27 protein-coding genes are annotated in these 26,214 nt (G+C 62.1%); 17 read left to right on the top strand and 10 right to left on the bottom strand.

Features of this window, described 5'->3' with window-relative positions; all coding sequences use genetic code 11:
* Positions 1–8 precede the first annotated feature (8 nt).
* From H040_RS11060 to trpE, 8 genes are all read left to right on the top strand, one after another.
* The gene (locus H040_RS11060) at positions 9–638 is read left to right on the top strand and encodes a response regulator (RefSeq protein ID WP_027917453.1); all 630 of its coding nucleotides are present in this window, start codon (positions 9–11) and stop codon (positions 636–638) included.
* 293 nt (positions 639–931) lie between these two features.
* Positions 932–2,056 (top strand): ABC transporter ATP-binding protein, encoded by a 1,125-nt coding sequence (locus H040_RS11055; RefSeq protein ID WP_027917452.1) that lies wholly within the window; start codon positions 932–934, stop codon positions 2,054–2,056.
* A gap of 40 nt (positions 2,057–2,096) precedes the next feature.
* Entirely contained in the window at positions 2,097–3,131 is a 1,035-nt protein-coding gene (locus tag H040_RS11050; RefSeq protein ID WP_027917451.1) for an ABC transporter substrate-binding protein, read from the top strand.
* Positions 3,132–3,341: 210 nt separating this feature from the next.
* The gene (locus H040_RS11045) at positions 3,342–4,589 is read left to right on the top strand and encodes an ABC transporter permease (protein WP_027917450.1); all 1,248 of its coding nucleotides are present in this window, start codon (positions 3,342–3,344) and stop codon (positions 4,587–4,589) included.
* 11 nt (positions 4,590–4,600) lie between these two features.
* On the top strand, positions 4,601–5,428 hold the full coding sequence (locus tag H040_RS11040) for an ABC transporter permease (RefSeq protein WP_027917449.1): 828 nt from the start codon (positions 4,601–4,603) through the stop codon (positions 5,426–5,428).
* Between the two features lie 145 nt (positions 5,429–5,573).
* Positions 5,574–6,248: a ribulose-phosphate 3-epimerase gene (gene rpe / locus H040_RS11035; protein WP_027917448.1), complete on the top strand. Its 675-nt coding sequence runs from the start codon at positions 5,574–5,576 to the stop codon at positions 6,246–6,248.
* Entirely contained in the window at positions 6,245–7,063 is an 819-nt protein-coding gene (locus H040_RS11030) for a phosphoglycolate phosphatase (protein WP_027917447.1), read from the top strand. The genes rpe and H040_RS11030 overlap by 4 nt, the downstream gene beginning before the upstream one ends.
* 70 nt (positions 7,064–7,133) lie before the next feature.
* The gene (gene trpE, locus H040_RS11025) at positions 7,134–8,615 is read left to right on the top strand and encodes an anthranilate synthase component I (protein ID WP_027917446.1); all 1,482 of its coding nucleotides are present in this window, start codon (positions 7,134–7,136) and stop codon (positions 8,613–8,615) included.
* Positions 8,616–8,731: 116 nt separating this feature from the next.
* Here the strand turns inward: trpE and estP are convergent, their stop codons facing one another.
* Positions 8,732–10,633 carry an esterase EstP gene (gene estP / locus H040_RS11020; protein ID WP_027917445.1) on the bottom strand — a complete coding sequence of 634 codons (1,902 nt, stop codon included), beginning with the start codon at positions 10,631–10,633 and terminating at the stop codon, positions 8,732–8,734.
* A gap of 375 nt (positions 10,634–11,008) precedes the next feature.
* Here estP and H040_RS11015 point away from each other — a divergent pair, with 375 nt between their 5' ends.
* The 4 genes from H040_RS11015 to H040_RS11000 all read left to right on the top strand — a co-directional run bounded on the left by H040_RS11015 (position 11,009) and on the right by H040_RS11000 (position 14,361).
* A complete protein-coding gene (locus tag H040_RS11015; RefSeq protein ID WP_027917444.1) occupies positions 11,009–11,602 on the top strand; it encodes an aminodeoxychorismate/anthranilate synthase component II in 594 nt (197 codons plus the stop codon).
* A gap of 9 nt (positions 11,603–11,611) precedes the next feature.
* The gene (gene trpD, locus H040_RS11010; protein WP_027917443.1) at positions 11,612–12,661 is read left to right on the top strand and encodes an anthranilate phosphoribosyltransferase; all 1,050 of its coding nucleotides are present in this window, start codon (positions 11,612–11,614) and stop codon (positions 12,659–12,661) included.
* The gene (gene trpC, locus H040_RS11005) at positions 12,658–13,491 is read left to right on the top strand and encodes an indole-3-glycerol phosphate synthase TrpC (RefSeq protein ID WP_027917442.1); all 834 of its coding nucleotides are present in this window, start codon (positions 12,658–12,660) and stop codon (positions 13,489–13,491) included. The genes trpD and trpC overlap by 4 nt, the downstream gene beginning before the upstream one ends.
* 165 nt (positions 13,492–13,656) lie before the next feature.
* Entirely contained in the window at positions 13,657–14,361 is a 705-nt protein-coding gene (locus H040_RS11000; protein WP_027917441.1) for a lipoate--protein ligase family protein, read from the top strand.
* Here the strand turns inward: H040_RS11000 and crp are convergent.
* A complete protein-coding gene (gene crp / locus H040_RS10995; RefSeq protein WP_027917440.1) occupies positions 14,358–15,002 on the bottom strand; it encodes a cAMP-activated global transcriptional regulator CRP in 645 nt (214 codons plus the stop codon). The genes H040_RS11000 and crp overlap by 4 nt on opposite strands.
* Before the next feature lie 191 nt (positions 15,003–15,193).
* Between crp and H040_RS10990 the strand changes: the two genes are divergently transcribed.
* Complete coding sequence (locus H040_RS10990) at positions 15,194–15,616, top strand: OsmC family protein (RefSeq protein WP_004376171.1); 423 nt, start codon at positions 15,194–15,196, stop codon at positions 15,614–15,616.
* Between the two features lie 40 nt (positions 15,617–15,656).
* On the opposite strand, the gene H040_RS10985 is transcribed toward H040_RS10990, so the two are convergent.
* From H040_RS10985 to hemJ, 6 genes are all read right to left on the bottom strand, one after another.
* Positions 15,657–16,697 (bottom strand): hypothetical protein, encoded by a 1,041-nt coding sequence (locus tag H040_RS10985; RefSeq protein ID WP_027917439.1) that lies wholly within the window; start codon positions 16,695–16,697, stop codon positions 15,657–15,659.
* A 10-nt stretch (positions 16,698–16,707) separates the two neighbouring features.
* The gene (coq7, locus tag H040_RS10980) at positions 16,708–17,355 is read right to left on the bottom strand and encodes a 2-polyprenyl-3-methyl-6-methoxy-1,4-benzoquinone monooxygenase (RefSeq protein ID WP_027917438.1); all 648 of its coding nucleotides are present in this window, start codon (positions 17,353–17,355) and stop codon (positions 16,708–16,710) included.
* A 66-nt stretch (positions 17,356–17,421) separates the two neighbouring features.
* Positions 17,422–17,760: a histidine triad nucleotide-binding protein gene (locus H040_RS10975; protein ID WP_003255518.1), complete on the bottom strand. Its 339-nt coding sequence runs from the start codon at positions 17,758–17,760 to the stop codon at positions 17,422–17,424.
* Between the two features lie 63 nt (positions 17,761–17,823).
* Positions 17,824–18,606, bottom strand: a complete 783-nt coding sequence (locus tag H040_RS10970; RefSeq protein ID WP_027917437.1) for an SDR family NAD(P)-dependent oxidoreductase — start codon at positions 18,604–18,606, stop codon at positions 17,824–17,826.
* Positions 18,607–18,673: 67 nt separating this feature from the next.
* A complete protein-coding gene (locus H040_RS10965) occupies positions 18,674–19,630 on the bottom strand; it encodes an NAD(P)H-dependent flavin oxidoreductase (protein WP_027917436.1) in 957 nt (318 codons plus the stop codon).
* 23 nt (positions 19,631–19,653) lie between these two features.
* A complete protein-coding gene (gene hemJ / locus H040_RS10960) occupies positions 19,654–20,079 on the bottom strand; it encodes a protoporphyrinogen oxidase HemJ (RefSeq protein WP_027917435.1) in 426 nt (141 codons plus the stop codon).
* A 142-nt stretch (positions 20,080–20,221) separates the two neighbouring features.
* Here hemJ and argC point away from each other — a divergent pair, with 142 nt between their 5' ends.
* Together argC and erpA are read left to right on the top strand one after the other, a co-directional pair.
* Positions 20,222–21,256: an N-acetyl-gamma-glutamyl-phosphate reductase gene (argC, locus tag H040_RS10955; protein WP_027917434.1), complete on the top strand. Its 1,035-nt coding sequence runs from the start codon at positions 20,222–20,224 to the stop codon at positions 21,254–21,256.
* Positions 21,257–21,402: 146 nt separating this feature from the next.
* Entirely contained in the window at positions 21,403–21,753 is a 351-nt protein-coding gene (erpA, locus tag H040_RS10950; protein WP_027917433.1) for an iron-sulfur cluster insertion protein ErpA, read from the top strand.
* A 58-nt stretch (positions 21,754–21,811) separates the two neighbouring features.
* Here erpA and H040_RS10945 read toward each other — a convergent pair whose 3' ends face one another.
* Together H040_RS10945 and H040_RS10940 are read right to left on the bottom strand one after the other, a co-directional pair.
* The gene (locus H040_RS10945) at positions 21,812–22,903 is read right to left on the bottom strand and encodes an anhydro-N-acetylmuramic acid kinase (RefSeq protein WP_027917432.1); all 1,092 of its coding nucleotides are present in this window, start codon (positions 22,901–22,903) and stop codon (positions 21,812–21,814) included.
* 3 nt (positions 22,904–22,906) lie between these two features.
* Positions 22,907–24,325, bottom strand: a complete 1,419-nt coding sequence (locus tag H040_RS10940) for a peptidoglycan DD-metalloendopeptidase family protein (protein ID WP_027917431.1) — start codon at positions 24,323–24,325, stop codon at positions 22,907–22,909.
* A 215-nt stretch (positions 24,326–24,540) separates the two neighbouring features.
* Between H040_RS10940 and tyrS the strand changes: the two genes are divergently transcribed.
* Both tyrS and H040_RS27570 read left to right on the top strand, forming a co-directional pair.
* Entirely contained in the window at positions 24,541–25,740 is a 1,200-nt protein-coding gene (gene tyrS, locus H040_RS10935; RefSeq protein ID WP_027917430.1) for a tyrosine--tRNA ligase, read from the top strand.
* A gap of 228 nt (positions 25,741–25,968) precedes the next feature.
* Positions 25,969–26,214, top strand: a 246-nt coding sequence (locus H040_RS27570) for a hypothetical protein (RefSeq protein ID WP_218564984.1), incomplete at its 3' end; no start/stop codon positions are given.

Raw genomic sequence — 26,214 nt, 5'->3', positions numbered from 1 at the left:
GAGCAAGCGTGATTCGAGTGCTGGTGGCCGAAGACCACACCATTGTCCGGGAAGGCATCAAACAGCTGATTGGCCTGGCCAAGGACATGCAGGTGGCAGGGGAGGCCGGGAATGGCGAGCAGTTGCTCGAGACTTTGCGCCACACGCCCTGCGAGGTGGTGTTGCTGGATATCTCCATGCCGGGGGTGAGCGGCCTGGAGGCGATCCCGCGTATTCGTGCGTTGCACGATGCCCCGGCGATCCTGATGCTGTCGATGCACGACGAGGCGCAGATGGCTGCTCGCGCGCTGAAGGCGGGTGCCGCCGGTTATGCGACCAAGGACAGCGACCCGGCCCTGCTGCTGACGGCCATTCGCCGGGTCGCGAGCGGCGGGCGTTACATCGACCCGGCGCTGGCTGACCGGATGGTCTTCGAGGTAGGCCTGACCGAAACCCGGCCGCTGCATACGTTGCTCTCCGAGCGTGAATTCTCGGTGTTCGAGCGGCTGGCCCAGGGGGCCAACGTCAACGACATTGCCCAGCAGCTGGCGCTGTCGAGCAAGACCATCAGCACCCACAAGGCCAGGCTGATGCAGAAGCTCAAGGTCAATTCGCTGGCGGAGCTGGTGAAGTACGCCATGGAGCACAAGCTGGTCTGAGTGTTCTGATCGCGACAGCTGCCATATCCGGCACAGTGGTGAACCCTGTGGGAGCGGGTTTACCCGCGAAAGGGCCGGGCCTGCCATCTGCGGCGTCTGGGCTGGCCTCTTCGCGGGTAACCCCGCTCCCACAGGAACTCATGTCTGTGCTGAAAGCGCCGTGCTTGTAGGGCAATCCCTACAGGAAATCTTCCAGCCGGATGATGGCATTCTCTCAGTACCGCCGATTTCCGGGCGCTTGCGGCTCTTCTACTCTTTTGCCTACGCAGTCATTCCAACAAGAAGGTGCAGGCATGAGCGAGGCGAATTCGAACGCTGCCACCAGCGAGACGCTGGTCAGCTTCCGTGGTGTGCAGAAGAGCTACGACGGCGAATCGCTGATCGTCAAAGACCTCAACCTGGACATTCGCAAAGGTGAATTCCTCACCCTGCTCGGCCCTTCCGGCTCGGGCAAGACCACCAGCCTGATGATGCTGGCTGGTTTCGAAACCCCCACCGCCGGTGAAATCCAGCTGGCCGGTCGCTCGATCAACAACGTGCCGCCGCACAAGCGCGACATCGGCATGGTGTTCCAGAACTACGCACTGTTCCCACACATGACCGTGGCCGAAAACCTGGCCTTCCCGCTGAGCGTGCGCGGCCTGAGCAAGACCGACATCAGCGAACGGGTCAAGCGTGTGCTGAACATGGTCCAGCTCGATGCCTTCGCCAAGCGCTATCCGGGCCAGCTTTCCGGTGGTCAGCAGCAGCGTGTGGCACTGGCCCGGGCGCTGGTGTTCGAGCCACAGCTGGTGCTGATGGACGAACCGCTGGGTGCCCTCGACAAGCAACTGCGCGAACACATGCAGATGGAGATCAAGCACATTCACCAGCGCCTGGGCGTGACCGTGGTCTACGTGACCCACGACCAGGGCGAGGCGCTGACCATGTCTGACCGCGTGGCGGTGTTCCACCAGGGTGAGATCCAGCAGATCGCCGACCCGCGCACCCTCTATGAAGAACCGTGCAACACCTTCGTCGCCAATTTCATCGGCGAGAACAACCGCATCAACGGCACCCTGCTGGCCAGCGATGGCAAGCGTTGCCAGGTGCAGTTGGCCCGCGGCGAGCGGGTGGAGGCGCTGGCGGTGAATGTCGGCCAGGCCGGCGAGCCGGTGACCCTGTCGGTTCGCCCTGAGCGCGTGCGCCTCAACGGCCACAGCGAAAGCTGCGTCAACCGCTTCTCCGGCCGTGTGGCCGAGTTCATCTACCTGGGCGACCACGTACGGGTGCGCCTGGAAGTCTGCGGCAAGGCCGACTTCTTCGTGAAGCAGCCGATCGCCGAGCTCGACCCGGCGCTGGCCGTGGGCGATGTAGTACCGCTGGGCTGGGAGGTGGAGCACGCCCGCGCGCTCGATCCGATTGCCGAAGCCCACTGATGGATTGCTTCACCAACCCTGTACTGTGGAGAGAATAATAATGCGCAAGCAGTTGAAACTGACCGCCCTGGCCCTCGGCCTGTGCGCCGCCGGCCAGAGCATGGCAGCGGACCTGACCGTGGTTTCCTTCGGCGGTGCCAACAAGGCGGCCCAGGTCAAGGCGTTCTACGAGCCATGGGAGAAGGCCGGCAAGGGCAAGATCGTCGCGGGCGAGTACAACGGTGAAATGGCCAAGGTCAAAGCCATGGTCGACACCAAAAGCGTGTCGTGGAACCTGGTGGAAGTGGAATCGCCAGAGCTGGCGCGCGGCTGCGACGAAGGCATGTTCGAAGAGCTCGACCCGGCGCTGTTCGGCAACGAGTCCGATTACGTCAAGGGCGCCATCCAGCCATGCGGCGTGGGCTTCTTCGTCTGGTCGACGGTGCTGGCCTACAACGCCGACAAGCTCAAGACCGCACCCACCAGCTGGGCCGACTTCTGGGACACCCAGAAATTCCCAGGCAAGCGTGGCCTGCGCAAGGGCGCCAAGTACACCCTCGAATTCGCCCTGATGGCCGACGGCGTTGCGCCGAAGGACGTGTATCAGGTGCTGGCCACCAAGGAAGGCGTGGACCGTGCCTTCAAGAAGCTCGACGAACTCAAACCGAGCATCCAGTGGTGGGAAGCTGGCGCCCAGCCTCCGCAATACCTGGCCTCGGGTGACGTAGTCATGAGTTCGGCCTACAACGGCCGCATTGCCGCCGTGCAGAAAGAAAGCAATCTCAAGGTGGTGTGGAACGGCGGCATCTACGACTTCGACGCCTGGGCGATCCCGAAAGGCGCCAAAGATGTGGAAGAGGCGAAGAAGTTCATCGCCTACACCGTACAGCCGGAACAGCAGAAGACTTACTCCGAGAACATCGCCTACGGCCCGGCCAACTCCAAAGCCGTGCCACTGCTGGCCGATGCGGTGAAGAAAGACATGCCGACCACGCCTGAGAACATTGCCAATCAGGTACAGATCGACGTGGCCTTCTGGGCCGACAACAGCGAGCAGCTGGAGCAACGCTTCAACGCCTGGGCGGCGAAGAAGTAAACGACCAGCGTAAGGGGCCGCGTTGCGGCCCATCGCTGGCAAGCCAGCTCCCACAGGGACCGCACCCTCTCTGAAGGCGGTGCGCCACCTGTGAAAGAGATTCCACAGGGATCAGAAGCTTCGAAGCCAGTGCATTACCTGTGGGAGCCGGGCTTGCCGGCGATGGGCTGCTTAGCAGCCCCAATTTCAGCCTGTATCGCGGAGTTCGCCATGGCCATTGCAGTGCCCCTCAACGAAGGCGCAGGTCCAAGTCTCAAGCAGCGCCTCAAGCGTGCCGAGCGGGTTAACCGCTGGAAGGCGCAGGCGTTGATCGCGCCGCTGGCGCTGTTTCTCCTGCTGGTGTTCCTGGTGCCGATTGCGGCGCTGTTGTACAAGAGCGTCGGCAACCCGGAAGTGGTTGGCGGCCTGCCGCGCACGGTTGAAGTGATCAGCCAGTGGGACGGCAAGAGCCTGCCCGGCGAAGATGTCTACAAGGCGCTGAGCCAGGACCTGGCCGAATCGCGCAAGAACCAGACCCTGGGCGACCTCTCCAAACGCCTGAACATGGAACTGGCGGGCTATCGCAGCCTGCTGGCCAAGACTGCAAGGGCGCTGCCATTCAAGGCCGAGCCTGCCTCTTATAAAGATGCCTTGCAGGCGCTCGACGAGCGTTGGGGCGACCCGGCCTACTGGCAGGCGATCCGCCGCAATACCAGTTCGGTGACCTCGTTCTACCTGTTGGCTTCGCTCGACCACCGTATCGATGACCTCGGCGAGCTGGCCAAAGCCACCCCCGACCAGGCCATCTACCTGGATATCTTTGCCCGCACCCTGTGGATGGGTGTGGTGATCACCGCCATCTGCCTGGTGCTGGCCTATCCGCTGGCCTACCTGCTGGCCAACCTGCCGACCCGCCAGAGCAACCTGCTGATGATCCTGGTGCTGCTGCCGTTCTGGACCTCGATCCTGGTGCGGGTGGCGGCGTGGATCGTGCTGTTGCAGTCCGGCGGCCTGATCAACAGTGCACTGATGGCCATGGGCATCATCGACCAGCCGCTGGAACTGGTGTTCAACCGCACCGGTGTGTACATCTCGATGGTGCATATCCTGCTGCCGTTCATGATCTTGCCGCTGTACAGCGTGATGAAGGGCATCTCGCCGAGCTACATGCGTGCGGCGATTTCGCTGGGCTGCCACCCGTTCGCCAGCTTCTGGCGGGTGTACTTCCCGCAGACCTACGCTGGCGTGGGAGCCGGTTGCCTGCTGGTGTTCATCCTGGCCATCGGCTACTACATCACCCCGGCGCTGCTCGGCAGCCCGAACGACCAGATGGTCAGCTACTTCGTCGCCTTCTACACCAACACCAGCATCAACTGGGGCATGGCCACCGCCCTGGGCGGGCTGTTGCTGCTGGCGACCGTGTTGCTGTACCTGATCTATAGCTGGCTGGTCGGCGCCAGCCGCCTGCGCCTGAGCTGAGGAGCCTTGAGATGCTGAGCCCCTACATGTCGCCCGTCGAGCGGGTGTGGTTCTACACCCTGCGCATCCTTTGCGGCCTGATCCTGCTGTTCCTGGTGCTGCCGGTGCTGGTGATCGTGCCCTTGTCGTTCAACAGCGGCAGCTTCCTGGTGTACCCGCTGCAGGGCTTCTCGCTGCAGTGGTACCACGACTTCTTCGCTTCGGCCGAGTGGATGCGGGCGCTGAAGAACAGCATCATCGTCGCGCCGGCGGCCACGGTGCTGGCGATGGTCTTTGGCACCTTGGCATCGATCGGCCTTACCCGTGGCGATTTCCCCGGTAAATCGCTGGTGATGGCGCTGGTGATTTCGCCGATGGTGGTGCCGGTGGTGATCATCGGCGTGGCCAGCTACCTGTTCTTCGCCCCACTGGGCATGGGCAACAGTTTCATCTCGCTGATTCTGGTGCATGCGGTGCTGGGTGTGCCGTTCGTCATCATCACCGTGTCGGCGACCTTGCAGGGCTTCAATTACAACCTGGTACGTGCGGCCGCCAGCTTGGGCGCCTCGCCATTGCTGACCTTCCGTCGGGTGACCTTGCCGCTGATTGCCCCCGGGGTGATCTCGGGGGCGCTGTTTGCCTTTGCCACGTCGTTCGATGAAGTGGTGGTGACACTGTTCCTCGCCGGGCCCGAGCAGGCGACCCTGCCGCGGCAGATGTTCAGCGGCATTCGCGAGAACCTCAGCCCGACCATTGCTGCGGCAGCGACTTTGCTGATCGCGTTCTCGGTGGTGCTGTTGCTGACCTTGGAGTGGCTGCGCGGGCGTAGCGAAAAGCTCAGGACTCAGCAACCTGTCTGATGATGTGTTGCCTGTTCCGGCCTCTTCGCGGCTAAAGCCGCTCCCACAGCTTCTGTGCTGTGGGAGCGGCTTTAGCCGCGAAGAGGCCGGAACAGGTTAAAACGGTTACAATGCGCGCCACCGTGATTCTGCCAACAGGTGCGCCATGCAGCCCTACGCTATTGCCCCCTCCATTCTCTCCGCCGATTTCGCCCGCCTGGGCGAGGACGTCGACAAGGTCCTGGCCGCGGGTGCCGACATCGTCCACTTCGATGTCATGGACAACCACTACGTACCCAACCTGACCATCGGCCCGATGGTCTGCACGGCGCTGCGCAAGTACGGCGTGACCGCGCCGATCGACGTGCACCTGATGGTCAGCCCGGTAGACCGCATCATCGGCGACTTCATCGAGGCCGGCGCCACCTACATCACTTTCCACCCGGAAGCCTCGCAGCACATCGACCGTTCGCTGCAGTTGATCAAGGACGGCGGTTGCAAGGCCGGCCTGGTGTTCAACCCAGCCACCAGCCTGGATGCACTGAAGTACGTGATGGACAAAGTCGACATGGTCCTGCTGATGAGCGTCAACCCAGGTTTCGGCGGGCAGAAGTTCATCCCTGGCACCCTCGACAAGCTGCGCGAAGCCCGCGCGCTGATCGACGCCAGCGGCCGTGACATCCGCCTGGAAATCGACGGTGGCGTCAACGTCAACAACATCCGTGAGATCGCTGCCGCTGGCGCCGACACCTTCGTGGCCGGCTCGGCAATCTTCAATGCCCCGGACTACCAGGAAGTCATCGCCAAGATGCGCGCCGAACTGGCCCAGGCCCGCCCATGAGTGGCTTCGAGCAGCTGTTCCCGGGGACGCTGCCCAGGCTGGTGATGTTCGATCTGGACGGTACCCTGATCGACTCGGTACCCGACCTGGCCGCTGCCGTGGACCGCATGCTGCTCGAACTGGGGCGCCCACCTGCAGGCCTGGCGGCAGTACGCCACTGGGTCGGCAACGGTGCCCAGGTGCTGGTGCGTCGCGCCCTGGCAGGTGGCATCGAGCATGATGCCGTGGACGATGCGCTGGCCGAAAAAGGCCTGGCGCTGTTCATGGAGGCCTATGCCCAAAGCCATGAGCTCACCGTGCTCTACCCCGGTGTGAAGGACACCCTGCGCTGGCTGCAGAAGCAGGGGGTGGAAATGGCGCTGATCACCAACAAGCCGGAGCGTTTCGTCGCGCCGCTGCTGGACCAGATGAAGATCGGCCGCTATTTCCGCTGGATCATCGGCGGCGATACCTTGCCGCAGAAAAAGCCCGACCCGGCGGCGCTGCTGTTTGTCATGCAGATGGCCGGTGTCAGCCCGCAGCAGTCGGTGTTCGTCGGTGACTCGCGCAGCGATGTGCTGGCGGCCAAGGCGGCTGGCGTGCAATCAGTGGGCCTGACCTACGGCTACAACCATGGCCGGCCGATTACCGAGGAATTCCCCAGCCTGGTGGTCGACGACCTGCGCGCACTGCTGCCCGGTTGCGCAGACCCGGCCACTGGGATAACGTTGGCGGATCTTCAAGCCTCCCAAGACAGAGAGTCCACCGTGGCGGTCACTGGCAAATTCTGGATGAAAGTCATCAAGGCCCTGGCCCGTTGGCGCTGGCGCGCCTGACTCCTGCTCGCCGGCGCCTGCCGGCCCGTCCGCTTGCCCGACCCCATTGCTGCTTGCCACGAGGCTACCCATGACCCGCGAAGAATTCCTGCGCCTGGCCGCTGCCGGCTACAACCGCATCCCTTTGGCCTGTGAAACCCTGGCCGACTTCGACACGCCGCTGTCGATCTACCTGAAACTGGCTGACCAACCCAACTCCTACCTGCTCGAGTCCGTGCAGGGCGGTGAGAAGTGGGGCCGTTACTCGATGATCGGCTTGCCGTCGCGCACCGTGATGCGCGTGCATGGCTACCACGTGAGCATCCTGCAAGATGGTGTCGAGGTGGAAAGCCACGACGTCGAGGACCCACTGGCCTTTGTCGAAAGCTTCAAGGACCGTTACAAGGTCGCCGACATCCCTGGGCTGCCACGTTTCAACGGTGGTCTGGTCGGCTACTTCGGCTACGACTGCGTGCGGTATGTGGAAAAGCGCCTGGGCGCCAGCCCGAACCCGGACCCGCTGGGCGTGCCGGATATCCTGCTGATGGTCTCCGACGCGGTGGTGGTATTCGATAACCTGGCGGGCAAGATGCACGCCATCGTGTTGGTCGACCCGGCTGAGGAGCAGGCCTTCGAGCAAGGCCAGGCGCGCCTGCAAGGCCTGCTGGAGAAACTGCGCCAGCCCATCACCCCGCGCCGTGGCCTGGACCTGAGCGGGCCGATGGCGGCCGAGCCGGAGTTCCGTTCCAGCTACACCCGTGACGATTACGAGAACGCGGTGGGCCGAATCAAGGAGTACATCCTGGCCGGCGACTGCATGCAGGTAGTGCCGTCGCAACGCATGTCGATCGACTTCAAGGCTGCACCGATCGACCTGTACCGGGCACTGCGCTGCTTCAACCCGACGCCGTACATGTACTTTTTCAACTTCGGCGACTTCCATGTGGTCGGCAGCTCGCCGGAAGTGCTGGTGCGGGTGGAAGACAACCTGGTCACCGTGCGGCCAATTGCCGGTACTCGCCCACGTGGGGCTACCGAGGAAGCCGACCGGGCGCTGGAAGATGATCTGCTGTCGGACGATAAAGAGATCGCCGAGCACCTGATGCTGATCGACCTCGGCCGCAACGACGTCGGCCGGGTATCGTCGACCGGTAGCGTGCGCCTGACCGAGAAGATGGTGATCGAGCGTTATTCGAACGTGATGCATATCGTCTCCAACGTCACCGGCCAGCTGCGCGAAGGCCTGACGGCGATGGATGCGCTGCGGGCGATCCTGCCGGCGGGCACCTTGTCGGGTGCGCCGAAGATCCGCGCGATGGAGATCATCGACGAACTGGAACCGGTCAAGCGTGGCGTCTACGGTGGTGCGGTCGGCTACTTCGCCTGGAACGGCAACATGGATACCGCGATTGCCATTCGTACTGCGGTGATCAAGGACGGCGAACTGCACGTGCAGGCCGGTGGCGGTATCGTCGCCGACTCGGTGCCGGCGCTGGAGTGGGAAGAGACCATCAACAAGCGCAGGGCGATGTTCCGTGCCGTGGCGCTGGCCGAGCAGACCCCCGCCAAGTAAATCAGTTGGGGCTGCTGCTCAGCCCTTTCGCGACACAAGGCCGCTCCTACAGGGAACGCAATCTCCTGTAGGAGCGGCCTTGTGTCGCGAAAGGGCCGCAAAGCGACCCCAATGATCTAAAAATCTACACTGACGCCCAGGCTCACCCCCTGTTGGGTCAGCTCATCACTCTTGCGCCAGTTGTAGTTCCCGCGCAGGTGCACCCCCGCCACCAGTTCGTGCGTCACCCCCAGGCTCGCCCGAGTCAGATCGCTATGGGGCGTGTACCCGGTCAACGTGAAGTCGTTGCTCGGCAACGTCGTCAGGTGCATGGTCACATCCTGCTGGTCATCCTCGAACTCATGCTCCTGCGCCACCTCGGCGAACAACCTGGTGCTCGGCAGTACCTGCACGCTGCCTAGCAGCCCTACCCCCAAGCGCCGCGAAGTCCGTTCCTGGTCATCGAAGCCCAGCGCCGTCGAACGCCCGCTCTTCTCGTCATAACCATCGACGTTCACCCGCGCATAGTCTGCACTGATGAACGGTGCCAGTTGCCAGCGGCTGCTATCGGCCGCCAGGTTGTAGCCCAGCCGGGCAGTCACGGCCCAGGCTTCACCATCGGTGTCGCCCTTCTCGCTGCGGTCGTTGACGCCAAGGGCAAAGGTGCGCTTGAGGTCGTGGTAGTCCAGATGGCCGGCGCTCAGCACAGCGTCGGCCCACCAGCGGTCCTGGCGGAACTGGGCGAAGGCGCTGGCCAAATAGCTGTCGAGCTTGTAGTCCGAGCCCTGTTCGCCGGCTTCCAGTTTCTGCCGGTATACGCCGCCGGCCAGGCCCAGGCGCCAGGCGTCGTTGAGCCGGTAGCTGCCACCCAGGGTCAGGTTGTATCCATGGCCGTCAGCGCTGGCAGCACTGTGCTGGTCATCGAAGTCCAGGTTTTGGGCGCCAGTGCTGACGAAGGCCTGCCATTGGCCGACTGCCTGCCAAGGTGTCTGCCACTGGTTGCGCAGTTCGTCCTGGTGCGCGCGCAGGCTGGCGTGGGCCATTTCCGGCAGCAGGGTCAGTTCCCACGGGGCGGAGATGATCGAGTAGGCGTAGTCGGCAATCAGTTGCTGGCCGGCGATGGTCGGGTGTACGGAGTCGTTGAACAGTAGTTTGCTTGGGTCGGGGCTGGTGCCGTTGATCCCGTAAACCGGGTTTTCCACACAGCTGTTGCCGCTGTAGCAGGTGCCAACCAGGTTCTGTCCGGTGGCCAGGCCGAACGGGGTCGGGCTGGCCAAGGCTTCGCTGAGCAATACTGGAATGTTCAGAGGGATGATTTCGGCGTCGACCTGGCTCAGTTGGCTGGTCAGCGACTGGTTGAACACGCTGGAGAGCTGCGTAAGTGCATTTTGCTGTGGCGTACCGGTGAAGTTTGGTGTCTGCCCAAGGTCCGGCAACAGCCAGACCATGATATAGCGCGCGCCGCCTTGCTGCAGGGCTTGGGCGCTGGCGGCGAGGCGTGAGCCGGCCGCCGCAGCGTCGGCAGGGCTGTTGACCAGGCCTTGGAGGAAGTCATTGCCGCCGCCGGTGAGGTAGTAGAGGGCATTCGGGTCTGCCTGCAGGCCGGTGGCCAGATAACCCGGCTTCTCGCGCAGCACGAACCCTCCCAGTGCGCTGCCTGGCGGAATCACGGTTTCGGATGTCTCGGTGATCGAGTCAAGGATCTGCTGCGTCGTATACCCGCCGACCGCCCAGTTGTTACCGTCCGGCAGGCCCAGGGCCTGGTAGGTCGGTGAGGTTGACGGCCCGAGTTCGGCCGGGCTGACACCCAGCCTGCCTCCCAGGATCATCGGGGACACCGGTGCATAGTTGCCACTGGCGTCGCGGTTGGTAAAGCGCATGCCCAGCGTGCCGCCGGCCAGGTCGGGAAACTGCCCGGCATCGCTCAGGCTGTCGCCGAACACGATCAGCGTGGAGTAAGGCGAGGGTGCGGCGAAGGCCTGGCTGCAGGCCAAGGCCAGTGAAGCGAAGGTAAAGCGCATCAGTGGTGCTTTTCGCATCGTTGAACATCCTTTTCATTGTTTTTATGAGGACTACCCGCTCGACCTTAGCAAATCGCTGTGCATCCCTCCCAAGTCCATTCGTTTCCCCGTGTTTACGGGCATATTGCACCAGCCGCCCCGGTAGGCTACTGTGCGTGCAAGTATGAGCGAGACTTATCCTGTGTTGATCGTCAGCAAACTCTTGATGCGCGTTATCAAGGCCCACGCCCGTTGGCGTTGGCGCGCCTGACTTTATCTCCTGCCGGCCCGTCCGGCCCGCCCCCGTTTGCCTTCCTGTCCGTTTAGCGACCGCCCTTCATGGCAAAGCCGTGTCTGTGGCCGGTGTAGGAAGGTTCGATTTTTGAAGTCAGTAGATTCAAGAGGTTTAGCCCGATGTTACTGATGATCGACAATTACGACTCATTCACTTACAACGTTGTTCAGTACCTTGGCGAGCTGGGGGCCGAGGTCAAGGTCATTCGCAATGACGAAATGACCATCGCCGAGATCGAAGCCCTCAACCCCGAGCGCGTCGTCGTGTCGCCAGGCCCGTGCACGCCAAGTGAAGCGGGCGTGTCCATCGAAGCCATCCTGCATTTTGCTGGCAAGCTGCCGATCCTGGGCGTCTGCCTGGGCCACCAGTCCATTGGCCAGGCTTTCGGCGGTGATGTGGTGCGTGCCCGTCAGGTCATGCATGGCAAGACCAGCCCCGTGCACCATCGCGACCTCGGCGTTTTCGCCGAACTCAACAACCCGCTTACCGTGACGCGCTACCATTCCCTGGTGGTCAAGCGCGACACACTGCCCGATTGCCTGGAAGTCACCGCCTGGACCGCCCATGAAGACGGTTCGGTCGACGAGATCATGGGCCTGCGCCACAAGACCTTGAACATCGAAGGGGTACAGTTCCACCCCGAGTCCATCCTCACCGAGCAGGGCCACGAGCTGTTCGCCAACTTCCTCAAGCAGACCGGCGGCCGCCGTTAAGGATTGATCATGGATATCAAGAGCGCGTTGAGCCGCATCGTCGGCCACTTGGACCTGAGCACCGATGAAATGCGCGATGTCATGCGCCAGATCATGACTGGCCAGTGCAGCGAAGCGCAGATCGGTGCTTTCCTGATGGGCATGCGCATGAAGAGCGAGAGCATCGACGAGATCGTCGGTGCGGTCTCGGTGATGCGCGAGCTGGCCGACAAGGTCGAGCTGAACAGCCTCGATGGTGTGGTCGATATCGTCGGTACCGGCGGTGATGGCGCCAACATCTTCAACGTTTCCACCGCATCGTCGTTCGTTCTCGCCGCTGCCGGCTGCACCGTGGCCAAGCACGGCAACCGCGCGGTTTCAGGCAAGAGCGGTAGCGCCGACCTGCTGGAAGCTGCCGGCATCTATCTGAACCTGACCCCGAAACAGGTCGCACGCTGCATCGACAGCTTGGGGATAGGCTTCATGTTCGCGCAAAGCCATCACACCGCCATGAAGTATGCCGCTGGCCCGCGTCGCGATCTGGGGCTGCGTACCCTGTTCAACATGCTCGGCCCGCTTACGAATCCGGCCGGAGTGAAGCATCAGGTGGTCGGCGTGTTCACCCAGGCGCTGTGCCGTCCGTTGGCCGAGGTGCTTCAGCGCCTGGGCAGCAAGCATGTGCTGGTGGTGCATTCGAAAGATGGCCTGGACGAGTTCAGCCTGGCCGCGCCAACCTTCGTCGCCGAGTTGAAGAACGGCGAGATCACTGAGTATTGGGTAGAACCCGAAGACCTCGGCATGAAGAGCCAGAGCCTGCATGGCCTGGCCGTCGAGACGCCGCAGGCCTCGCTTGAGCTGATTCGTGATGCCCTGGGCCGGCGCAAGACCGAAAACGGCCAGAAGGCCGCCGAAATGATCGTGCTCAATGCTGGCGCGGCGCTGTATGCCGCTGACCATGCCATGAGCCTGAAGACTGGCGTGGAACTGGCCCACGACGTACTGCATACCGGGCTGGCCTGGGAGAAACTGCAGGAACTGGGCGCCTTTACTGCAGTATTCAAGGTGGAGAACGAAGCATGAGTGTGCCGACGGTGCTGGAAAGGATCATTGCCCGCAAGTTTCAGGAAGTGGCCGAGCGCAGCGCGCGCTTAAGCCTTGCCGAACTGGAGCGCCTGGCCAAGGCTGCCGATGCACCGCGTGGCTTTGCCAATGCGCTGATCGAGCAGGCCAAGCGCAAGCAGCCCGCGGTAATCGCCGAAATCAAGAAGGCTTCGCCAAGCAAAGGCGTGATCCGCGAGAACTTCGTGCCGGCCGACCTTGCCGTCAGCTACGAAAAAGGTGGGGCGACCTGCCTGTCGGTACTGACCGATGTGGATTACTTCCAGGGTGCGGATGAGTACCTGCAACAGGCGCGCGCCGCCGTTTCGCTGCCGGTGATCCGCAAGGATTTCATGGTCGATCCGTACCAGATCGTCGAGGCGCGCGCGCTGGGTGCTGACTGCGTGCTGTTGATCGTGTCGGCGCTGGATGATGTGAAAATGGCCGAACTGGCTTCGGTGGCGAAGGATGTCGGCCTCGACGTGCTGGTCGAAGTGCATGATGGCGATGAGCTGGAGCGTGCGTTGAAAACCCTCGATACACCGTTGGTAGGGGTGAACAACCGTAACCTGCACACCTTCGAGGTCAGCCTGGAAACCACGCTCGACCTGCTGCCACGCATTCCACGTGACCGCCTGGCAATCACCGAGAGCGGTATTCTCAATCGCGCCGATGTCGAGCTGATGGAAATCAACGAGGTCTACTCGTTCCTGGTCGGCGAAGCATTCATGCGCGCCGCGCAGCCAGGGCTGGAGCTGCAGCGGTTGTTCTTCCCGGATCAGGTGAAGAAGACGGTTCAGACGCTGGACTGATCGACACGAAGCCGGCTTTATGCCGGCTTTTTTGTATGCCTGTTCTGGCGTCTTCGCGGGCAAGCCCGCTCCCACAGGCCCTGTGTAGGCCTGAGGGCGATGGAATTTTGTGGGCGCGGGCTTGCCCGCGAAGAGGCCGGTAAACCCAACATCGAAGGTGGATCAATGACCGATCAACCCCTGGCGCTCACTGTCGAGCAAGGTTTGCACGCCGAGCAGGAGCTGCTCGCTGCCGTCTGCCGCGGCGAACGCGATTCGGGTGTGCTGTTCTGGCGCCCCACTGACCACGCGCTGGTCATGCCCCGGCGCATGAGCCGGCTGGACAACTTCGAAGCCGCCTGCGCGGAGCTGGCGATTGCCGGCTGGCCGGTGCTCCTGCGTGAAACCGGCGGCGAGCCGGTGCCGCAGTCGCACTCGACGGTGAACGTAGCGCTGGTCTACGTGGCCCCACGTAGCGAAGGCGATCATGGCCGTATCGAAAGCGCCTATGAGCGCTTGTGCCTGCCATTGTGTGATGTGTTGCGTGAGTGGGGCGGTGTCGCCTCGGTGGGCGAGATCGACGGTGCCTTCTGCGATGGCCGATACAACGTCAACCTCAATGGCCGCAAGCTGGTCGGCACGGCCCAGCGCTGGCGCCAAGGCTTGGGTGGCAAACGCCCGGTGGTGCTGGTGCATGGCGCGTTGCTGCTGGACAACGAGCGCGAGTCGATGGTAGCGGCAGTCAACCGCTTCAATGAATGCTGTGACCTGGAACAGCGCTGCCGTGCCGACAGCCATATCGCCCTGCACGAAGTGGCGCCCGAGGCGCCCTGGTTCGAGCGCCTGTCCCTGGCCTACCACGACGTGCTGGCAGCCCTGCCAAAGGATTAACGGGTGCCGTAGACCACCATGGTCTTGCCCTTGACCTGCACCAGGCTGCGCTCTTCAAGGTCTTTGAGGACGCGGCCGACCATTTCCCGCGAGCAACCGACGATACGGCCGATTTCCTGGCGGGTGATCTTGATTTGCATGCCGTCCGGGTGGGTCATGGCATCCGGTTGCTTGCACAGGTCGAGCAGGCAACGGGCCACGCGGCCGGTGACATCGAAGAAGGCCAGGTCGCCGACCTTGCGCGTGGTATTGCGCAGGCGCTGGGCCATCTGGCTGCCCAGGGCGTAGAGAATTTCCGGGTCCTGGCGCGCCAGTTCGCGAAACTTGTCGTAGCTGATCTCTGCCACTTCGCACTCGGTCTTGGCTCGGACCCAGGCGCTGCGCTGCTGCTCGCCGCCAGCTGGCTCGAACAACCCAAGCTCGCCGAAGAAGTCGCCACTGTTGAGGTAGGCGATGATCATCTCGTGACCTTCGTCGTCTTCGATCAGGATGGTGACCGAGCCCTTGATGATGAACGACAGCGTGTCGGCACGGTCACCGGCGCAGATGATGTTGCTTTTGGCGGTGTAGCGGCGGCGCTGGCAGTGAACCAGCAGCTTGTCGATGTTCTTGATCTTGGCGGGTAGGGCTGAGGCAACCATCACGAAATCCTGTTCGATGCGAGGCATAGGCTCTTCTTAGACATTGTTTGACGCGACGCGCCAGTCAATTGGCGCCAGCTTATCAGACAGCGCCAGAAGTTTTGACACTAAAGCGACTCGCATTGAGCTTTTCCGACAGGCACACAAGGCTTAAGCTGACACCCTTTTGCGAAATCCAGGAGTACGGACAGATGAAGGCACGCATCCAGTGGGCCGGTGAAGCGATGTTCCTCGGTGAATCGGGGAGTGGCCACGTGGTAGTGATGGACGGCCCTCCTGAGGCCGGTGGCCGCAACCTGGGCGTGCGCCCGATGGAAATGCTCCTGCTCGGCCTTGGTGGCTGCAGTAGCTTCGATGTGGTGAGCATTCTTAAAAAGTCGCGCCAGGCCGTGGAAAGCTGTGAGGCATTCCTCGAAGCAGAGCGTGCCAGTGAAGACCCGAAGGTGTTCACCAAGATCCACATGAATTTCGTGGTTAAAGGGCGTGGGTTGAAAGAGGCTCAGGTCAAGCGTGCGGTAGAGCTGTCAGCGGAGAAGTACTGCTCGGCGTCGATCATGCTTGAACGTGCCGGTGTTGAAATCACCCATGGTTACGAAATCGTAGAGCTGGGCTGAGTGCGAGACTCTGGGGCTGCGAAGCAGCCCCGGCAATTAATCAGTTACGCAGGGCCGGCAAAGCAGCCAACAGCCATTCCGGCAAGCTGCTTCTGATGGCTTTGCTCAACTGCTCCCGCCGCTTCTGGTACCCCAGCCCCAAGCCGATCACCCCAAGCCCGATCAGGGTCAGCACCACCGGGAACAGCAACGATTCGGCAAACACCTCGTAAGACAGATACCCCAGATAAGCCGCTACCCCCAACGCCCCAAAGACCATGAACACCGGCCGGCGCAACACCACCGCCATGCCCATCAACCCCAGGTTGATCAGGCAGTACAGCGCCTTGCCCAGTTCACTGTCGCTATCCATCATCGTCAACCCGCCCCAGAATGCCGCCAGGCCAGCCAGGTAACCCCAATGGGCATAGTCCTCGCGGGTACGCCCGTCGATGACCAGGAATGCCAGCAGCAAGCCGAGCCCGAACCACAGTGACACCGTGCGCCGCTGTTCCCAGGAGAAGGGGGCGCCATATACCCATTCGCTCAGGTCCATCGACATGAACCACAGGGCAACGGCAATCGGCATCACCACGAAGGGGTAGGGGATCAGGCGCAGCATCAACAGCCCGGCAACCACAGTGGCCGCCTCCATCAGCAGCCAGCCGCCTTGCACATAGGTGTAGTACTGATGGTAGTTCGATTGCGCATCACCCAGCGGCCACCAACCTGTCAGTCGCTCGATGGCAAACACGACCAGCGGTACGATGCTGACCGAGACAGCGGCCAGCACCCCGGCGGCAACGGTTTGCTTGCGACGCTGCAAGTTGAGGGCGAACGATGTGAGCAGAACGATGTAAAGAGTGGAGATGGCCAGTAAAGCCCCGTCGCCACTACTCATCCAGGCTTCGGTTAGCAGCCAGCCCATCGCGCCCATGATCAGCAGGGCGCCGAAGTAGAAGGCAACATGGGCAAGCTGGAAACTGCCACGGGCTGGCGGTTGCTGGCGCAGAAACGCCAGCAAGGCCTGGTCCTGGCCAGGCTGGAGAATGCCGGCTTGCACGGCGCGCGCCAGGTCCTTGGCGTCGATACGGTCCGTCATGTGTGCGCCCTTAGATGCGGTAGGTGCTCTTGGTCATGACCTTGGCCAGCAGGCTCATGCCGAAACGTACCGGCATCGGGAAGCGATAGCCGCCAGCTTCGAGCGCGGACTCGGCGTGCTGCTCTTCATCTACGCGCATTTGTTCAAGGATGGCGCGGGACTTTTCGTCCTGCTGGGGGAGCTGCTCCAGGTGTTCGTCCAGGTGCTTGCACACCTGATGCTCGGTGGCGGCGACGAAACCGAGGCTGACCTTGTCGCTGACCAGGCCGGCCAGGGCGCCGATGCCGAACGACATGCCGTAGAACAGTGGGTTGAGCACGCTCGGGTGGCTGCCCAGTTGGCGGATGCGTTGTTCGCACCAGGCCAGATGGTCGATTTCTTCCTCGGCTGCATGTTCCATCGCCTTGCGCACTTGCGGCAGCTTGGCAGTCAGGGCCTGCCCCTGATACAGCGCCTGCGCGCAGACTTCGCCGGTGTGGTTGATGCGCATGAGCCCGGCAATGTGGCGGGCCTGGTTGTCATCCAGTTCTGCATCCGGCTGGATGATCGCTGGCGACGGGCGGGATGGTTGGCCGCTGAAGGGCAGCAAGGTGCGCATGGCGGTATCGGCCTGCAGCAACAAGCGGTCGAGCGGCGAGTAGTGACGTTCGGTGGCCATCGGGCACCTCCGCTGAAGTGATGCCCGACAGTTTACCTCAATCGCCCGGATGGGGCTTGCCTTGGGTCAGCCAGGCGGCCAGTTCATCTGGCGCTGGCCGAGCACGTGCATATGGATGTGGTAGACGGTCTGGCCGCCTTTCGGGTTGCAGTTCATGACCACCCGGAAGCCTTCCTCGCAACCTTGTTCGACTGCCAGGCGCTGGGCGGTAAACAGGATATGACCGGCCAGGGCCTTGTCCTCTTCGGTCAGGTCGTTGAGGGTGCGAATGTGTTTCTTCGGGATGACCAGAAAATGCACGGGCGCCGCTGGGGCGATGTCCTTGAAGGCGAGGATCTGGTCATCTTCGTAGATGATATCCGCCGGGATCTCCCGGTTGATGATTTTGAGGAATAGATCGTCCACAGCACTTGCTCCATGGTGAGTGTCGGGCCGAGTGTACTCAGCCGGGCGCCACTCGCCCAGTGGCTATTCCATGCCGACCGGGCAGTAGCGGCGGTGGATGAAACCGGCCAACTTGCGCGTCAGCCAGCGCGGTAGCAGGCGCGGCGCGAATGCCAGCCAACGGTTGCGGCGCACCGGCATGATCACTGCGCGATTTTTGGCCAGTGCGCGCACGGTACACAGTGCCACTTCTTCAGGGCTCAGGCAGCGACTGTTGCCTTCAAGCCTGGGTATGCGCCGGCGCGACGAACGTACCGGGCCGGGGCAAAGTACCGATACCTTGATGCCGGCGGGTTTGAGCTCTTCACGCAGCGCTTCGCTGAAATTCATCACATAAGCCTTGCTGGCGGCATAGGTTGCCATCCCCGGGCCGGGTGCAACGGCGGCCAGGCCGGCGACGTTGAGAATCTGCCCGCCACCTTGCACCGCCATCAGATTGCCAATGGCATGGCAGAGGCGGCTCAGGGCGAGGATGTTGACCTCCAGCAGGTCCTGCTCGTCGGCCCATTCGTGGGCCAGGAACGGGCCATAAGTACGTTGGCCTGCGCAGTTGACCAGCAGGTCGATGCGCCGCTCGCCTTCTTCCAGTTCCAGCACGAAACCAGACAGGCGCAAGGGCTGGCTGAGGTCGCAGGCACGCAGCAGCACTTCGACGCCGAAGCGCTGGGCCAGTTCGAGCGCTACCGGTTCCAGCGTTTCTCGGTGGCGTGCCACCAGGATCAGGTTGCGCCCGCGCCGCGCCAGTGCTTCCGCCAGGGCCAGGCCCAGGCCGCTGGAAGCTCCGGTGATCATGGCGTAACGGGTCATGCAAGGCTCCTGGGGGCTGAAGAGGGCGCCTAGTGTACAGCCTGACCAGGCGAGTTGTTGCCTTTTGCTACAAGGCTTTGCCGCGCAATGCCTGGGTACGCTCCAGGGCGTCGTGGTACTCGCCGCGCAAGCGCTCGATCAGTGTGGCGGCCGCAGGCAAATCATGTATGTCGCCCACACCTTGGCCAGCGGACCAGACGGTTTTCCAGGCCTTGGCTTCATCGTCGATAGGCTTGAGCTTGCCTTGCTCGTGCCCGGACTTCAGGGCCGCCATGTCATAGCCGGCCTGTTCCAGGCTGGATCGCAGGAAGCTGGCAGGGATGCCGGATACGGCAGGGGTGTGAATGATGTCGGCAGCGTGGGCATCGAGCAGCATCTGTTTGTAACCGGCCTGGGCATGGCTTTCCTGGGTGGCGATGAAGCGCGTACCCATGTAGGCCAGGTCGGCACCGAGCAACTGCGCGGCGAGAATCTCGTGGCCGTGGTTGATGCAGCCGGCCAGCAGCAAGGTCTTGTCGAAGAACTGGCGAATCTCGGCCGCAAGCGCGAACGGGCTCCAGGTTCCGGCATGCCCACCGGCGCCCGCCGCCACGGCGATCAGGCCATCGACCCCGGCCTCGGCGGCTTTCTCCGCGTGCCGCCGGGTGGTCACGTCGTGAAACACCAAGCCACCGTAGCCGTGCACTGCATCAACCACTTCCTTCACGGCGCCGAGGCTGGTGATGACGATGGGCACGCGGTGCTCGACGCAGAGGGCGAGGTCGGCCTGTAACCGCGGGTTGGTGGGGTGGACGATCAGGTTTACCGCATAGGGGGCCGGCGCCTCAAGCTGCGCCAGGCCTGCTTCGATTTCTTCCAGCCAGGCCTTGAAGCCGGCGCTATCACGCTGGTTCAGTGCCGGGAAGCTGCCGACCACGCCGCTGCCGCAGCAGGCCAGCACCAACTGAGGGTTGGAAATCAGGAACATCGGCGCTGCAACCACAGGCAAGCGCAGGCGCTGTTCGAGCGAAGCAGACAGGGACATGGGTGAGGCTCCATCGTTTTATGTCAGAACGGTTTGACCACCACGAGAATCACGATGCCCAGCAGGAACAGCACCGGTACTTCGTTGAACCAGCGGTAGTACACATGACTGCGAGTATTGCTGCCAGCGGCGAAGCGTTTGCGCTGGGCGCCACAGATGTGATGGTAGCCGGTCAGCAGAATCACCAGGGTGAGCTTGGCGTGCAGCCAGCCTTGGCTCAGCCAGCCGGGGGTGAGGTAGAGCATCCAGGCGCCGAAGATGTAGGTCGCGATCATTGCCGGGTTCATGATGCCGCGGTACAGCTTGCGCTCCATGGTAACGAAGCGTTCCTGGCTGATGCTGTCCTGGCTCTGAGCGTGGTAGACGAACAGCCTGGGCAGGTAGAACAGGCCGGCGAACCAGCAGACCACGCTGACGATATGCAGCGCTTTGATCCATAGGTAGAGCATGGAGGGAGTTCCTTCAGGTAATCACGGTCGTCGAATAGTAGAGCCCAAGCGCCTGAAGGGGCACCCCAAGAGTTGTTACAGGCGCTTTGCCCCCCTATTATCGTGCGCTTTCCAGACGGCTCGTTGAAAAGGGGCAAGCGTTATGATCAAGGTCGGTATCGTCGGCGGCACGGGTTACACCGGCGTCGAACTGTTGCGTCTGCTGGCACAGCATCCACAGGCCGAAGTGGCGGTCATCACTTCGCGCTCCGAGGCGGGCGTGGCGGTCGCCGACATGTATCCGAACTTGCGCGGTCACTACGACGGCCTGGCTTTCAGCGTGCCGGACAGCAAGACCCTGGCCGCCTGCGACGTGGTGTTCTTCGCCACTCCGCATGGTGTCGCCCACGCCCTGGCTGGCGAATTGCTGGCTGCCGGGACCAAGGTCATCGACCTGTCTGCAGACTTCCGCCTGCAGGACGCTACCGAGTGGGGCAAATGGTATGGCCAGCCGCATGGTGCTCCAGAGCTGCTCAAGGACGCCGTCTACGGCCTGCCTGAAGTGAACCGTGAAAAGATCCGCCAGGCACGCCTGATTGCCGTGCCGGGGTGCTACCCGACCGCCACTCAGCTGGGCTTCCTGCCGCTGCTCGAAGCCGGCTTGGCCGAACCGTCGCGCCTGATTGCCGACTGCAAGTCGGGCGTCAGCGGTGCTGGCCGTGGTGCAGCGGTCGGTTCGCTGTTCTGCGAGGCTGGCGAAAGCATGAAAGCATACGCGGTCAAAGGCCACCGCCACCTGCCGGAGATCAGCCAGGGCCTGCGCCTGGCCGCTGGCAAGGACATCGGCCTGACCTTCGTGCCGCACCTGACGCCGATGATCCGTGGTATCCACGCCACCCTGTACGCGACCGTCGCCGACAAGTCGGTCGACCTGCAGGCGCTGTTCGAGAAGCGCTACGCCGATGAGCCGTTCGTCGACGTCATGCCGGCCGGCAGCCACCCAGAAACCCGCAGCGTGCGCGGTGCCAACGTCTGCCGCATCGCAGTTCATCGCCCGCAGGGGGGGGACCTGGTGGTGGTGCTGTCGGTAATCGACAACCTGGTCAAGGGCGCGTCGGGCCAGGCGGTGCAGAACCTCAACATCCTGTTCGGCCTGGATGAGCGCATGGGCCTGTCCCACGCTGGCTTGCTGCCGTAAGCGTTTGTTGCTTGAAAGGGCCCGCACTGTGCGGGCCTTTTTGTTTGTCGCGACTAAAGCCGCACAATTCTTGACCAATTTTCTCGGAGAAGCGGATAATGCGCGTCATCGAGTTTTATGGCGGCTACTGCGCCGGGAGAATCAACATGAGCGTCGAAACCTTCACCCCCACGGCTTTGGAATTCACCCACGGCGCCGCGCAAAAGGTGAAGAACCTGGTTTCCGAAGAAGGCAATGATCGCCTGAAGCTGCGCGTGTTCGTCACCGGTGGCGGCTGCTCGGGCTTCCAATATGGTTTCACCTTCGATGAAGACGTGGCTGAAGATGACACCATTGTCGAGCGCGAAGGCGTTTCGCTGGTAGTCGACCCGATGAGTTACCAGTATCTGGCCGGTGCCGAAGTGGACTACCAGGAAGGCCTGGAAGGTTCGCGATTCGTGATCAAGAACCCGAATGCCGCGACTACCTGTGGTTGTGGTTCTTCGTTCTCGATCTGAAGCCAGGCTGTACGAAAACGCCGCGCAATTGCGCGGCGTTTTGCATTCTGGCGTGGGCTCAGGCCGGGTAGATCGCGCCGAGTACGCGTAGCCCCTTTGCCGCCGTCACGCTTGGGCGATTGGCGGCAATGCCCTCAAGGCAGCAGTGGGCTAGCCAGGCAAAGGCCATGGCCTCGACCCAGTCCGGGTCCACGCCATGGGCACCTGTGCTGGTGACCTGAGCCTGTGGCAGCAATTCAGCAAGGCGAGCCATCAGGGCGCCATTGCGAGCGCCGCCGCCACATACCAGCAGCGCCTCGGTGCCTTGCTGGGCATTCTGCAGCGACTCGATGATGGTGCGCGCGGTCAACTCCAGCAGGGTGGCCTGGACATCTTCATCACGGTAGGCAGGCAGGCGCGCCAAGTGGTCGTCCAGCCAAGGCAGGTTAAACACCTCACGACCGGTGCTTTTCGGGCCGCTGCCGGCGAAGAACGGATCACTTAGCAGGCGGTTGAGCAAATCGGTTTGCACTGTGCCACTGGCAGCCCAGGCACCATCGGCATCATAGGCCTGACCACGCGTGCGCTCGATCCAGGCGTCCAGCAACACGTTGCCTGGCCCGCAATCGAAGCCATGCACGGGCTGGTCGTGCTCGATCAGGCTCAGGTTGCTGAAACCACCGACATTGAGAACTGCCAGGCGCTGGCCGAGGTGGCTGAACAGGGTGTCGTGGAAGGCAGGCACCAGCGGTGCGCCCTGGCCGCCTGCCGCCACATCGCGACGGCGGAAGTCGGCGACCACGCTGATGCCGGTCAGCTCGGCGAGTAAAGCCGGGTTGCCGATCTGCACGGTGAAACCGCGCGCCGGCTCATGGCGAATGGTCTGGCCGTGGCTGCCGATGGCACGGACGGCGTCGGCCTGCAGCCCATGCTTATCGAGCAATTGCCGTACACCTTCACCTGCCAGGCTGGCCCAGCGGTTTTCTGCCAGGGCGGCGCGGGCAATCTCGTCCGGGCCACTGCTGCAAAGGCTGAGCAGATCCTGGCGCAGGTCGGCCGGCATCGGCAGGTAATGGGTGGCGAGCAACTGCAGCTGCTCGCCTTGTTCGATCAAGGCGATGTCCAGGCCGTCGAGGCTGGTACCGGACATTACCCCCAGGTAAAGCGCCATGAGTCAGCGCTTGTTCGCGGCGAGCATGGTGGCCTTTTCCTGGTCCATGCGGGCGATCAGTGGTTGGCTTTGCTGCAGGAAGCGCTGGCGTTCGTTCTTGGCGATCGGGTCAGCCATTGGCACCTTCTGGCTCAGCGGGTCCACGTGTACGCCGTTGACCTGGAACTCGTAGTGCAGGTGCGGGCCAGTCGACAGGCCAGTAGTGCCGATGTAACCGATGATTTGGCCCTGCTTCACGTTGCTGCCGGTCTTGATGCCCTTGGCAAAGCCCTGCATGTGACCGTAAAGGGTCTTGTAGCTGTTGCCATGGGCGATGATCACGGTGTTGCCGTAACCGCCGCGGCGGCCAGCCAGCTCGATGCGACCGTCACCTGCCGCCTTGATTGGCGTACCGCGCGGGGCTGCATAGTCCACGCCCTTGTGTGCGCGGATCTTGTTCAGAATCGGGTGTTTGCGGCCCGCGGAGAAGCGTGAGCTGATGCGGGCGAAGTCGACCGGGGTGCGGATGAACGCCTTGCGCAGGCTGTTGCCGTCGGCGGTGTAGTAGCTGGTGTTGCCCTGTTTGTTGGTGTAACGCACGGCGGTATAGGTTTTGCCGCGGTTGGTGAAGCGTGCGGACAGAATGTTGCCGGTGCCTACCACTTTGCCGTCCATCACCTTCTGCTCGTAGACCACGTCGAACTCGTCGCCAGGGCGGATATCCTGGGCGAAGTCGATGTCGTAGCCCAGGACCTTGGCCATATCCATGGTCATGCTGTGGGACAGGCCGGCGCGCTGGGCCGAGGCCGACAACGAGCTCTTGATCACGCCGTGGGCGTAGGCGGTACGGACCACTGGCTTGCTGATCTCGCGATCGAAGGTGTAACCCTTGGCGGTCTTGGTCAGGCGGATGGTTTCGAGGTTGCTGACCTTGCTGTGCAGGCTGGCCAGCTGGCCAGCCTTGTCGAGTTCGAATTGCAGCACCTGGCCGTGCTTGAGCTGGCTGAACTGCTTGGCTTGCTTGTTGCTGGCCAGCAGGTCGTGCACCGCGTTGGCCGGTAAGCCAACCTTGGCGAACAGGGTAGACAGGGTGTCGCCGCGGGCGACGGTCACTTCGCGATGACCTGGCTCCTTGGCTTCAGGCTTTTTCTCGGTTGCAGGTGCCTCTTGTGCGGCCTGCTCGGTGTTGGTTTCGGTGCCGTCTATCTGCGCGAAGGGAGAGCCCTGGTCGCCTTGAGTCTGTACCAGCGGGGCGGCGTTGGACTCGTCCTTCAGCTGCTCGGCCGGGCTTTCCAGCTCCAGGCTGAGGGTGGTCTTCTTGGCTTCGACTTCGCTGGACGGAAATACCAGCAGTGCCAGGCTGAGCAGGGCGGCGATGCCGCTGGCGGCCAACAGATGGCTTTTCGGATAAAGCGGGGGCGCTTTAGGCGTTTCGTTGGTCATAGGTAAGGTGACTTTGAAGAAAAATGAATATGGAAAAGATGAATGACATGATGAAGATGAAATAACTGTATAAAATATAACCAAATCTACTTTCGCGCAAGGGCGCGTAGACGCTGTGGCGCGTCGGTCGGGTCACATTTCATTTCGAAACTTGTAATTGATGGCCGATCTTGTATGGTTGGCTCCCTTTGAATCTGAGCCTTGCGGGTCTGTCTATGAAGTCGGTTGAAGAGCAGCTGGCGCTTATCAAGCGCGGTGCGGAAGAGGTGTTGGTCGAGTCGGAACTGGTCGAGAAGCTCAAGCGCGGCCAACTTCTGCGTATCAAGGCAGGCTTCGATCCGACTGCACCTGACCTCCACTTGGGGCACACGGTGCTGATCAACAAGCTCCGCCAGTTCCAGGAACTGGGGCACCAGGTCATCTTCCTGATCGGTGACTTCACCGGCATGATCGGTGACCCGAGCGGCAAGAGTGCCACCCGTCCGCCGCTGACTCGCGAGCAAGTGCTGGAAAACGCCGAGACCTACAAGCAGCAGGTGTTCAAGATTCTCGACCCGGCCAAGACCGAAGTTGCGTTCAACTCCACCTGGATGGACCAGCTTACGCCTGCCGACTTCATTCGCCTGGCGTCGCAGTACACCGTTGCGCGCATGCTCGAGCGTGACGACTTCGACAAGCGATACACCACAAACCAGCCGATCGCTATTCACGAGTTCCTCTACCCGTTGGTGCAGGGGTACGACTCCGTGGCGCTGAAGGCTGATGTGGAGCTGGGCGGTACCGACCAGAAGTTCAACCTGCTGATGGGGCGTGAGTTGCAGCGCTCTTATGGGCAGGAGGCTCAGAACATCGTGACCATGCCGTTGCTCGAAGGGCTCGATGGCGTGAAGAAGATGTCCAAGTCGCTGGGTAACTATGTCGGTATCCAGGAAGCGCCGGGTGTGATGTACAGCAAGCTGGTGTCGATCCCCGACACCCTGATGTGGCGTTACTTCGAGCTGCTGAGCTTCCGTTCGATGGAAGAGATCGAGCAGTTCCGGGCCGACGTTGCCAATGGGGCGAACCCGCGTGACATCAAGATCAAGCTGGCTGAGGAGATCGTCGCGCGTTTCCATGGCGAAGAGGCTGCGGCCAATGCTCACCGTGCTGCTGGTAACCGCATGAAGGAGGGCGAGCTGCCGGAAGATCTGCCGGAGATCGAAGTGGCTGCGGCTGAAGATCTGCCGATTGCCGCTGTGCTGAATCGCGCAGGCCTGGTGAAGAACTCGGCGCAGGCGCGCGACCTGCTCAGTGGCGGTGCGGTGAAAGTCGATGGTGTGGTGGTCGACAAAGACTTCATGTTTGTCCTGGGTGCGACCCATGTGTGCCAGGCAGGTAAGAAGTCGTTTGGCCGGGTTACCCTCAAGGCGGAGTGATGTCTTGCTGGCGTAGCTATATATAAGCGGGGAGGCCACAGGCCTCCCCGCTTTGTTTTTCAGCGATATTGAAGTTTCTTGAAATTAAGGGTTGACGGGGTCTCGAATCCCCTTATAATGCGCCCCACTTCCTGCGGCATCGGAACGACAAACTCCTTGATATTCAATGAGTTAGATAGTTAAGGTGATGTTGGAGGGGCTTCGATCGAATGATCGATAGCGGTTGAGATGAAGGTTGACAGCGGTTTTAAACGCTGTATTATTCGCCTCCCGCTACGAGTGATCGCAGCGAGCCAAGTGTTTGAAGCTAAACGAGTTTCTCGCAAAAAACTTCAAAATAAACGCTTGACAGGCTCTGAGGAAAGCGTAGAATGCGCGCCTCGGTTGAGACGAAAGGCTCTTAACCAAACGCTCTTTAACAAATCGAATCAAGCAATTCGTGTGGGTGCTTGTGAGTACGGACTGATAGTCACA

Source organism: Pseudomonas sp. URMO17WK12:I7 (genome assembly GCF_003269045.1).
Lineage (GTDB): Bacteria > Pseudomonadota > Gammaproteobacteria > Pseudomonadales > Pseudomonadaceae > Aquipseudomonas > Aquipseudomonas putida_J.
This window is presented reverse-complemented; position numbering and strand designations above follow the sequence as displayed.

What these genes read in the sequence shown, in the direction of transcription:
- H040_RS11055 (WP_027917452.1), top strand. Translation starts at nt 932, where the DNA reads ATGAGCGAGGCGAATTCGAACGCTGCCACCAGCGAGACGCTGGTCAGC.
- H040_RS11050 (WP_027917451.1), top strand. Translation starts at nt 2,097, where the DNA reads ATGCGCAAGCAGTTGAAACTGACCGCCCTGGCCCTCGGCCTGTGCGCC.
- H040_RS11045 (WP_027917450.1), top strand. Translation starts at nt 3,342, where the DNA reads ATGGCCATTGCAGTGCCCCTCAACGAAGGCGCAGGTCCAAGTCTCAAG.
- H040_RS11040 (WP_027917449.1), top strand. Translation starts at nt 4,601, where the DNA reads ATGCTGAGCCCCTACATGTCGCCCGTCGAGCGGGTGTGGTTCTACACC.
- rpe (WP_027917448.1), top strand. Translation starts at nt 5,574, where the DNA reads ATGCAGCCCTACGCTATTGCCCCCTCCATTCTCTCCGCCGATTTCGCC.
- H040_RS11030 (WP_027917447.1), top strand. Translation starts at nt 6,245, where the DNA reads ATGAGTGGCTTCGAGCAGCTGTTCCCGGGGACGCTGCCCAGGCTGGTG.
- trpE (WP_027917446.1), top strand. Translation starts at nt 7,134, where the DNA reads ATGACCCGCGAAGAATTCCTGCGCCTGGCCGCTGCCGGCTACAACCGC.
- estP (WP_027917445.1), bottom strand. Translation starts at nt 10,633, where the DNA reads ATGCGAAAAGCACCACTGATGCGCTTTACCTTCGCTTCACTGGCCTTG.
- H040_RS11015 (WP_027917444.1), top strand. Translation starts at nt 11,009, where the DNA reads ATGTTACTGATGATCGACAATTACGACTCATTCACTTACAACGTTGTT.
- trpD (WP_027917443.1), top strand. Translation starts at nt 11,612, where the DNA reads ATGGATATCAAGAGCGCGTTGAGCCGCATCGTCGGCCACTTGGACCTG.
- trpC (WP_027917442.1), top strand. Translation starts at nt 12,658, where the DNA reads ATGAGTGTGCCGACGGTGCTGGAAAGGATCATTGCCCGCAAGTTTCAG.
- H040_RS11000 (WP_027917441.1), top strand. Translation starts at nt 13,657, where the DNA reads ATGACCGATCAACCCCTGGCGCTCACTGTCGAGCAAGGTTTGCACGCC.
- crp (WP_027917440.1), bottom strand. Translation starts at nt 15,002, where the DNA reads ATGGTTGCCTCAGCCCTACCCGCCAAGATCAAGAACATCGACAAGCTG.
- H040_RS10990 (WP_004376171.1), top strand. Translation starts at nt 15,194, where the DNA reads ATGAAGGCACGCATCCAGTGGGCCGGTGAAGCGATGTTCCTCGGTGAA.
- H040_RS10985 (WP_027917439.1), bottom strand. Translation starts at nt 16,697, where the DNA reads ATGACGGACCGTATCGACGCCAAGGACCTGGCGCGCGCCGTGCAAGCC.
- coq7 (WP_027917438.1), bottom strand. Translation starts at nt 17,355, where the DNA reads ATGGCCACCGAACGTCACTACTCGCCGCTCGACCGCTTGTTGCTGCAG.
- H040_RS10970 (WP_027917437.1), bottom strand. Translation starts at nt 18,606, where the DNA reads ATGACCCGTTACGCCATGATCACCGGAGCTTCCAGCGGCCTGGGCCTG.
- H040_RS10965 (WP_027917436.1), bottom strand. Translation starts at nt 19,630, where the DNA reads ATGTCCCTGTCTGCTTCGCTCGAACAGCGCCTGCGCTTGCCTGTGGTT.
- hemJ (WP_027917435.1), bottom strand. Translation starts at nt 20,079, where the DNA reads ATGCTCTACCTATGGATCAAAGCGCTGCATATCGTCAGCGTGGTCTGC.
- argC (WP_027917434.1), top strand. Translation starts at nt 20,222, where the DNA reads ATGATCAAGGTCGGTATCGTCGGCGGCACGGGTTACACCGGCGTCGAA.
- erpA (WP_027917433.1), top strand. Translation starts at nt 21,403, where the DNA reads ATGAGCGTCGAAACCTTCACCCCCACGGCTTTGGAATTCACCCACGGC.
- H040_RS10945 (WP_027917432.1), bottom strand. Translation starts at nt 22,903, where the DNA reads ATGGCGCTTTACCTGGGGGTAATGTCCGGTACCAGCCTCGACGGCCTG.
- H040_RS10940 (WP_027917431.1), bottom strand. Translation starts at nt 24,325, where the DNA reads ATGACCAACGAAACGCCTAAAGCGCCCCCGCTTTATCCGAAAAGCCAT.
- tyrS (WP_027917430.1), top strand. Translation starts at nt 24,541, where the DNA reads ATGAAGTCGGTTGAAGAGCAGCTGGCGCTTATCAAGCGCGGTGCGGAA.